Annotated in this window: 5 protein-coding genes and 1 rRNA gene; 3 read left to right on the top strand and 3 right to left on the bottom strand. The window is 69.1% G+C overall.

Annotation, left to right across the window (positions count from 1 at the left end; translation table 11 throughout):
- A 16S ribosomal RNA gene (locus ACIPEK_RS37300) occupies positions 1-169 on the bottom strand; the annotation flags it as partial.
- Positions 170-870: 701 nt separating this feature from the next.
- Between ACIPEK_RS37300 and ACIPEK_RS37295 the strand changes: the two genes are divergently transcribed.
- Positions 871-1,320: a PTS glucose transporter subunit IIA gene (locus ACIPEK_RS37295; protein WP_189281020.1), complete on the top strand. Its 450-nt coding sequence runs from the start codon at positions 871-873 to the stop codon at positions 1,318-1,320.
- A 76-nt stretch (positions 1,321-1,396) separates the two neighbouring features.
- A complete protein-coding gene (ptsP, locus tag ACIPEK_RS37290) occupies positions 1,397-3,067 on the top strand; it encodes a phosphoenolpyruvate--protein phosphotransferase (protein WP_402005711.1) in 1,671 nt (556 codons plus the stop codon).
- A gap of 62 nt (positions 3,068-3,129) precedes the next feature.
- Here the strand turns inward: ptsP and ACIPEK_RS37285 are convergent, their stop codons facing one another.
- Positions 3,130-4,065, bottom strand: a complete 936-nt coding sequence (locus ACIPEK_RS37285; protein ID WP_402005709.1) for a hypothetical protein — start codon at positions 4,063-4,065, stop codon at positions 3,130-3,132.
- 67 nt (positions 4,066-4,132) lie between these two features.
- The gene (locus ACIPEK_RS37280) at positions 4,133-6,109 is read right to left on the bottom strand and encodes an acetoacetate--CoA ligase (RefSeq protein WP_402005706.1); all 1,977 of its coding nucleotides are present in this window, start codon (positions 6,107-6,109) and stop codon (positions 4,133-4,135) included.
- Positions 6,110-6,332: 223 nt separating this feature from the next.
- Between ACIPEK_RS37280 and ACIPEK_RS37275 the strand changes: the two genes are divergently transcribed.
- Positions 6,333-8,684 (top strand): TIM-barrel domain-containing protein, encoded by a 2,352-nt coding sequence (locus tag ACIPEK_RS37275; protein ID WP_402005703.1) that lies wholly within the window; start codon positions 6,333-6,335, stop codon positions 8,682-8,684.
- Positions 8,685-8,690 lie beyond the last annotated feature (6 nt).

Below are 8,690 nucleotides of genomic sequence, written 5' to 3'. Positions count from 1 at the left end.
CCGGTATTAGACCCCGTTTCCAGGGCTTGTCCCAGAGTGAAGGGCAGATTGCCCACGTGTTACTCACCCGTTCGCCACTAATCCACCCCGAAGGGCTTCATCGTTCGACTTGCATGTGTTAAGCACGCCGCCAGCGTTCGTCCTGAGCCAGGATCAAACTCTCCGTGAATGTTTTCCCGTAATCGGGACACACATCACGAGAGCGGAACGATCAGCCGGAATAAGACCGATCGTTCACAGCGTCCTCGCTGTGTAAATTGCCTACCGGAACCGTGAGGCCCGGCAGGACTTTCAAAGGAACCACCAACCTGCCGAAGCAGGCCGGGGTATCAACATATCTGGCGTTGACTTTTGGCACGCTGTTGAGTTCTCAAGGAACGGACGCTTCCTTTGTACTCACCCTCTCGGGCTTTCCTCCGGGCTTTCCCTTCGGTCTTGCGTTTCCGACTCTATCAGACTCTTTCGTGTCCGATTCCCGGTCGAAGCGGCCCCCTGCAGAGCAGGAGAATTTTTACTGCGCTTTCCAGTTCTTCGCTTTCGCGTTTCCCTTTCCGGCGAGTCCGACTCTATCAGGCCTTTTCATTTCCCTTAACCAACCTCCTGCAGACATGCAGGTGCCGATCCGGGTTAGAGTCAGGGCTTAAAAGTCGCCGCCAACCCCCGACTTGAAGTCGCGCTGGGGCCAGGCAGGAGCACGACAGTACAGGGCGCCGGGAGTTGAGGCAAATCGTTTCCGGTGCCCCTCTAGGGCCGCGAACCGTCAGGACTCAGGCGGAACCGGAACTTCCTATGACTTACTCTGCTGAACAGTACGCCGTCGCCCACAAGCTGTGCCGGCGCCATTCAAGCTCCACCCCTGGGAGGTTCCCCATGACCACTGTGACGTCCCCTCTTGCCGGACGTGCCATCGGGCTCGCTGCGGTACCGGACCCGGTCTTCTCCGGCGCGATGGTGGGTCCTGGAACCGCCATTGATCCCGTGCGCGAGCCGTCCGAGGCCGTATCGCCGGTCGACGGCATCGTTGTCTCCCTGCACCCGCACGCGTTCGTCGTCGTGGACGAGCACGGGCGCGGCGTTCTCGTACACCTCGGTATCGACACCGTTCAGCTCAATGGTGAGGGTTTCGAGCTGCTCGTGAACAAGGGGGACACGGTCACGCGCGGTCAGGGGATCGTGCGTTGGGATCCTGCGGGCGTCGAGGCGGCCGGCAAGTCCCCCGTGTGCCCGATCGTCGCGCTGGAGGCCACCGCTGATTCCCTCTCCGACGTCCGCGAGGACGGGGACGTGAAGATCGGCGACACGTTGTTCGGTTGGCAGTAACGGACTCGGCGCAGTGATAGCCGACTGGATATCCACCGCGGAGGCACGGGCCGCCGCACAACCGGGGACGGGTGAAATGGAGACAACGCTGCGAGGCGTCGGTGTGAGCCACGGAGTGGCGATCGGCGAGGTGCGCCATATGGGCACGACGGTACTCGAACCGCCGGCCAAGCAGATCCCGGCCGAGGAGGCGGAGCGCGAACAGGGGCGCGCTCGCCAGGCTGTGGAGGCTGTGGCGGCCGACCTGATTGCGCGCGGCAATCTGGCCGGTGGCGAGGCTCAGCATGTGCTCGAGGCCCAGGCCATGATGGCTCAGGACCCCGAGCTGATGGCTGATGTGGATCGGCGCATTGCCGTCGGCAGCACTGCCGAGCGCGCCGTCTACGACGCGTTCGCCGCCTACCGGGCTCTGCTCGCCAACGCCGGGGAGTACCTTGCGGGTCGGGTTGCCGACCTCGACGACGTGCGCAACCGGATCGTGGCTCGCCTGCTCGGTGTGCCGATGCCAGGCGTGCCGGACAGCGACGAACCCTACGTGCTGATCGCACGGGATCTCGCGCCCGCCGACACGGCGCTGCTCGACCCGGCTCTGGTGCTCGGCTTTGTGACCGAGGAGGGCGGGCCGACCAGTCACAGCGCGATTCTGGCGCGGGCGCTCGGTGTGCCTGCCGTGGTGGCGCTCCCCGGTGCCGGTGAGCTGGCCGAGGGCACGGTCGTCGCGGTGGACGGCAGCACCGGTGAGATCTTCGTCCAACCCAGCGCCGAGAAGCGTGCGGAGATGGAGAGCGCCGCTGCGGCGCGCAAGGCCGCACTGTCCGCTTCGACCGGTCCTGGCGCCACCTCCGACGGCCACAAGGTCCCGCTGCTCGCCAATGTCGGTGGGCCGGGCGATGTGCCGGCGGCGGTCGAGGCCGGTGCCGAGGGCGTGGGTCTGTTCCGTACCGAGTTCCTGTTCCTGGACGACAGCAAGCAGGCACCGTCCGAGGAGAAGCAGATTGCGGCGTACCGGGCAGTGCTCGAGGCGTTCCCCGAGGGGCGTGTCGTGGTGCGGGTACTGGATGCCGGCGCCGACAAACCGCTGGACTTCCTGACGCCGGCGGACGAGCCGAACCCGGCGCTGGGTGTGCGCGGGCTGCGGACTCTGCTGGACCACCCCGAGGTACTGCGAACCCAGCTGACCGCGCTGGCGAAGGCGGCCGAGGGTCTGCCTGTCCACCTTGAGGTCATGGCTCCGATGGTGGCGGACCGTAAGGATGCGAAGGCCTTCGCCGATGCCTGCCGTGAGGCCGGGCTGCGGGCGAAGTTCGGCGCGATGGTGGAGATTCCGTCCGCGGCGCTGCGGGCGCGCTCGATCCTGCAGGAGGTGGAGTTCCTCTCGCTGGGCACCAATGACCTCGCGCAGTACACCTTTGCCGCCGACCGTCAGGTGGGTGCGGTGTCCCGGCTGCAGGATCCGTGGCAGCCGGCGCTGCTCGACCTCGTGGCCCTTTCGGCGGAGGCGGCCGGGGCGGAGGGCAAGAGCTGTGGTGTCTGTGGTGAAGCCGCCTCCGATCCGCTGCTCGCCTGTGTCCTGACGGGGCTGGGTGTGACGTCGTTGTCGATGGGGGCCGCGTCCATTCCTTATGTCCGTGCCACGCTGGCGAAGTACACGCTTGCGCAGTGCGAGCGTGCCGCTTCCGCCGCGCGCGCGGCGGACTCCGCCGAAGAAGCACGGGTGGCGGCTCAGGCGGTGTTGTCGGGCGAGTAGCCCTGCGGCGTCCGTGGTGAAGGGGCTCCCTGCTGATGGTGGCGGGGAGCCCCTTCGGCTTGTCAGTGGTGTGATTCCGGTTCGTCCGCGCCCAGGTCGAAGCCCGCGCAGTACTCCACATGTGACTCCGGGGCGACCGGTTCGCCGGTGTCCGCGTCGGTGCAGTAGGCGCTGAAGACCTCACCGGCGGTGAGCGGGACCAGGCTGCCGCGGGCCAGCCGCCAGCCGTGGACCCGGTCCTGGGTGCCGGGGTTGCTCGTGCGGAGTACGACTCCCCCGGGCTTTTCGAGGGCGATTCCGACGGCGAGCACCGTGACGAACTCGGCTCCTTCCGCTGTTTCGAGGCGGGCGGGTCCCGCGGTGTCTCGCTCGGTGTGCAGGACGGCGAGCAGATGCTCGTTCTCGGTGGGGGCGCTGCAGACGAGGTGGTGGGTGCCCGGGCCTGCCGCCTCCAGCATGCGCAGCAGCAGGTGGGAGGCACGATCGAAGGCGGCGCGCCCGATGTCCTGGCCGCAGTCCGCGCAGTCTCCGAGGCCGGCCAGAGTCATCGTGCCGTACTCCCAGGTGGCCTGGCGGACGGCTCGGCTGACCAGGAGCGGGATCAGGGTGTCGATGGGCTGCCCGGCGTACGCGACGGTGGCCCCGACTGAGGCGATCTCGGCGGTGAAGCGGCTGCGGCTGGCGGGAGCGTCGGGAGCGATTCCCGACTCGGTGCAGAACTCCGCGTACTCCTCCGGGTCGAAGAGAGCGACCGTGGCGTGCATGCCCTGTGCGGCGAGGGCTTTGAGCAGGCCCTCGACCTGCTGCAGATAGACGGTGTGGTCGTCGAACGTGAAGGTGCGGTAGCGCTGCATCGCCGCGAAGTCCTGCTCGTCGGCCAGGAGGCCGATGGTGCTGGGTGCTTCGCGGCGCAGCGTACGTCGCATGGATGTGCCGGAGCGGCTGTACCCGGCGGTCGCGCTGTGCTTGGCGTGCTTGGTGTTCCTGGTGTGCGCCATGACTCCCCCAGTGCGCTGTCGATCATTGCTCACTCAGAGTAATCAGGGGCACTGACAATGCGGACGGTCAGGCACGCTTGCGGGCGAGGTCCTCGTAGAAGCGGAGGAGTTCGAGGTTGTCGACCGAGCCGGGATTGACCGCCTTGGCCAGGGCCGTGCCTTGCAGAAGGCGTTTGACCGGAACCTCGATGCGCTTGCCGGTGAGGGTGTGCGGAATGCCTGGGACCTCGATGACCTCGTCCGGGACATGGCGCGGGGACAGGTTCTCGCGGATGGTCTGCTTGATGCTGTTGCGCAGGTCGTCGTCGAGCGCGGCCCCGTCGGCGAGGTGGACGAAGAGCGGCATCCAGTAGCCGCCGTCGGGCTCCTCGATGCCGATGACGAGGGATTCGCGGATCTCGGGGAGCCGTTCGACGGCTTCGTAGATGTCGGCGGAGCCCATGCGTACACCCTGGCGGTTGAGGGTGGAATCGGAGCGGCCGTGGATGATGACCGAGCCGCGTTCGGTGATCGTGATCCAGTCGCCGTGGCGCCACACACCGGGGTACATGTCGAAGTAGCTGTCGTGGTAGCGGCTGCCGTCGGGGTCGTTCCAGAAGCGGATCGGCATGGAGGGCAGGGGTGCGGTGACGACGAGTTCGCCGACTTCGCCGATGTGCGGCTTGCCTGCGGGGTCCCAGGACTGGAGGTCTGTGCCGAGGCACGGGGCCTGGAGTTCGCCGATGTGTACGGGGAGGGTGGGGACCGCGCCGGCGAAGCAGCTGCAGACGTCCGTGCCGCCGCTGACGGAGGCGGTCCAGAGATCGTCGGCGACTTCGTCGTGGAGCCAGCGGAAACCGTCGGGCGGGAGCGGGGAGCCGGTGGTGGCGACGCACTGGATACGGGAGAGGTCGAAGTCGCGGCCCGGGTGGATGCCGGCCTTGCGGCAGGCCATGACATAGGCGGCGGAGGTACCGAAGAGGGTCGCTCCGGTCTGTTCGGCGACGCGCCACTGGGCGCTGACGTCCGGATAGCCCGGGCTTCCGTCGTACAGCACGAGCGTGGTCCCGGTGAGCAGGCCGGAGACGAGGAAGTTCCACATCATCCAGCCGGTGGAGGTGTACCAGAAGAACCGGTCGTCGGGGCCGAGGTCGCAGTGCAGGCCGATCTGCTTGAAGTGTTCCAGCAGGATGCCCCCCTGGGACTGGACGATCGCCTTGGGGAGTCCGGTCGTACCGGAGGAGTAGAGCACCCACAGCGGATGGTCGAAGGGGACCTGCTCGAAGACGGGCTCGGTGTCCGCGGATGTGAGGGCGGACCATTCGAGAGCGCCTTCCGGGGCCTCGGTACCCAGCAGCGGGATGTGGACGACGGCGCGCAGAGTGGGAAGTTCGCGGCGAAGCTCCGCGACCGTGTCGGCGCGGTCGTGTTCCTTGCCGCCGTAGCGGTAGCCGTCGACGGCGAAGAGCACGACGGGTTCGACCTGCTGGAAGCGGTCGAGGACGCTGCGGGCGCCGAAGTCGGGGGCGCAGGAGGTCCATACGCCGCCGACGGCCGCGGTGGCGAGGAAGGCGACGACGGCCTGGGGGACGTTGGGGAGGTAGGCGCTGACACGGTCGCCCGGTTCGACGCCGAGGGCACGGAGCTCGGCGGCGAGCGATCCGACCCGGCCGCGGAGTTCGGACCACGAGATGGGGACCTGGGTGTGGGTCTCGTCGACGTGGAGCAGGGCGGGGGCGTCTGCGCGCAGGGGGTCCTCCGCAGCGCGCAGGGCGTGTTCGGCGTAGTTGAGGGTGGCGCCGGGGAACCACTGCGCGCCGGGCATGGTGCGGTCGCCGATGACGGACTCGTACGGGGCGGAGAACCGTACGTCGAACCAGTCGGCGACGGCCTGCCAGAACGTGTCGAGTTCATCGACCGACCAGCGGTGCAGGGCCGGATAGCCGCCGTCGGCCGGTGCTCCGTACCGCTCGGCCGCCCAGCTCTGGAAGCGGGTGACGGCCGCGGCCGCGATGCGGTCGGGGCCGGGCTGCCAGAGGGGGGCTTCGTTGGCTGCTGCGGTCATGGGGCGGCTCCCTGGCTTTACGGGTACGCGGGATGGGCGTGGGTCGCGCGCACACGTGCTGGGGTGTGCGCGTGAGGCGGCTTTTACGGACGATGCCATGTGATCGTCTTTCGCACCAGGGTTCGCCACCCATGGTCGCCTGTCCGGCTATGTGGTCCGGCCACGGGTGAACGGAAGTTGAACGGAGCCCGCTCCTGCCCTGTCGGGTGGCAGGGTGAATTGCATGAACGGTCGTGACCTGGTGCGCTCGGTGAAGATGGTCGGTTCGGTGCAGGGGCTGCGCGCGGTGCGCTCCTCCTTGCGGCGTCGGAATGCGGATGCGCGGGCGCTGCCGCGGCGCGGTGCGGAGCGGGCGAGAGTGCCGGGACTTGTGGTGGGGGCGGATCCGGGTCCGGGCGGGGGTGTGGTGCGGTTCGCGCGTTCGGAGTTGCGGGTCCGGGTGGCGGTGGGCGGTGCGGTGTTCTGGGGCTGGGACGGCGCGGAGCCGTTGCCGTCGTACGCACTGGCCGGTACAGCGCCCGAGGCGGATCCACGGGCCGGGCTGGAACCGGACAAGGACGGCGGCTGGCAGGTGGTCTCGGAGCGGCTGACCGTTGCGGTGTCACGGCACGGGGCCGTGGAACTGCGTACTCCTGGCGGGGTGGTGCTCCGGCGCGAGTTGCCGCCGCGCTGGTGGGAGCCGGTGGCGGGTGGTGCGGCTCGGTGGGTGCAGCGTTCCGAGGTGCCTGCGGACGCCCGGTTCTTCGGGCTCGGCGGACGGGCGTCGGGGCCGCGACTGCGGGACGGTGTGTACGAGCTGTGGAACACCGATCCGGGCGGGCACTTCGGGCCGGATGACGATCCGCTGTATCTGACGATGCCGGTGCAGATGGTGGTCTCCGATGCGGGGACGCATCTGGTGTTCCACGACAACACCTGGTCGGGGCGGGTGGCGTTGCGCGAGGGCGAGGAGGGTGCGGGGTCCGGCCATGACCGTCCGGGGATGTGTGAGGTGCGGATGGACGGGGGGCCGCTGCGCTGCTGGGTGACGGCCGGTACGCCGGCCCGGGTGCTGCAGGGCTGGACGGCGCTCACGGGTGCGCCGGCGCTGCCGCCGTCCTGGGCGTTGGGTCCGCAGCATGCCCGTTGGGGGTTCGGGAGCGAGCGGGAGGTGCGGCGGATCGTTGCCGGGTACCGGGAGCGGGGGCTTCCCCTCTCGGTACTGCATCTGGATATCGACCACTACGACGGGCATCGGGTGTTCACCGTCGACCGTGAGCGTTTCCCCGATCTGCCGGGGCTGGCGAAGGAGTTGCGGGAGGACGGGGTGCGGCTGGTGTCGATCGTCGATCCCGCGGTGAAGGCGGAGCCGGGGGATGCGGTGTTCGACTCGGGTAGGGCGGTCGGGAGCAGCGGGGCGTTCGTCCGGGATGCGCGGGGGCGGGCGGTGCGCGGGGATGTGTGGCCGGGTGAGTGCGTGTATCCGGACTTCACCGATCCACAGGTGCGGGAGTGGTGGGGCGGTCTGTACGAGGAGCGGCTCGCGCAGGGGTTCTCCGGTGTGTGGCACGACATGAACGAGCCGGTGTCGTTCGCGGCGTTCGGGGATCCGACGCTGCCGCGGTCGGCGCGGCACTCTCTGGAGGGTCGCGGGGGTGATCACCGCGAGGCCCACAATGTGTACGGGCTCGCAATGGCGCGTGCCGGGTACGAAGGGCTTCGCCGGCTGCGGCCGGAGACGCGCCCTTTTCTGTTCTCGCGTTCCGGTTGGGCGGGGATGCAGCGTTACGGGGGCACCTGGTCCGGTGATGTGGAGACCGGCTGGCCGGGACTGCGGGCCTCGCTGGCGCTGGTGCTGGGGCTGGGGCTGTGCGGGGTTCCGTATTCGGGGCCGGATGTGGGCGGGTTCGACGGCTCGCCGTCGCCGGAGTTGTATCTGCGGTGGTTCCAGCTGGGTGCGTATATGCCGTTGTTCCGTACCCATGCGGCGATCGGCGCGGGACGGCGGGAGCCGTGGGAGTTCGGACCGCAGGTGCTCGAGCATGCGCGGGCCGCGCTGGAGGAGCGGGAGCGGCTTCACCCGTACTTCGTGACGCTGGCGCAGCTGGCCCGGCTGACCGGCGCGCCGTATGTGCGACCGGTCTGGTGGGGTGCACCCGGGGAGCGGGCATTGCGGGAGTGCGAGGACGCGTTCTTGCTGGGTGACGCCTTGCTGGTGGCGCCGGTGCTGGAGCGTGGCGCCGATCGCCGGGCCGTGCGGTTGCCGCGGGGGCGTTGGTACGACACGGCAACGGGTGAGGTGTACGAGGGGCCGGGGCAGGTGTTGCTCGATGCGCCGTTGTCGCGGGTGCCGGTGTTGGCGCGGGCGGGTTCGGTGCTGCCGGTGCGAGGTGCGGACGGGGCTGTGGAACTGGAGGTGTGGGCTCCGGCCGCGGGGCGCAGTGGGGGCGGTCTGGTGGTCCGGGATGTGGGTGACGGCTGGGAGCGGGCGGAGGTCGAGCGGTATACGTCGCGGCTGGTGGACGGGGAGGTTCGGGTGGAGCGGGAGGGCGGGGAGGGGCCGTTGAACCACCCGGTGCGTGTGCGGGGGTTGTAGGCCGGG

It is taken from the genome of Streptomyces sp. NPDC088246 (assembly GCF_044741025.1).
In the GTDB taxonomy this organism is placed as follows: Bacteria; Actinomycetota; Actinomycetes; order Streptomycetales; family Streptomycetaceae; genus Streptomyces.
This window is presented reverse-complemented; position numbering and strand designations above follow the sequence as displayed.

What these genes read in the sequence shown, in the direction of transcription:
- ACIPEK_RS37295 (WP_189281020.1), top strand. Translation starts at nt 871, where the DNA reads ATGACCACTGTGACGTCCCCTCTTGCCGGACGTGCCATCGGGCTCGCT.
- ptsP (WP_402005711.1), top strand. Translation starts at nt 1,397, where the DNA reads ATGGAGACAACGCTGCGAGGCGTCGGTGTGAGCCACGGAGTGGCGATC.
- ACIPEK_RS37285 (WP_402005709.1), bottom strand. Translation starts at nt 4,065, where the DNA reads ATGGCGCACACCAGGAACACCAAGCACGCCAAGCACAGCGCGACCGCC.
- ACIPEK_RS37280 (WP_402005706.1), bottom strand. Translation starts at nt 6,109, where the DNA reads ATGACCGCAGCAGCCAACGAAGCCCCCCTCTGGCAGCCCGGCCCCGAC.
- ACIPEK_RS37275 (WP_402005703.1), top strand. Translation starts at nt 6,333, where the DNA reads ATGAACGGTCGTGACCTGGTGCGCTCGGTGAAGATGGTCGGTTCGGTG.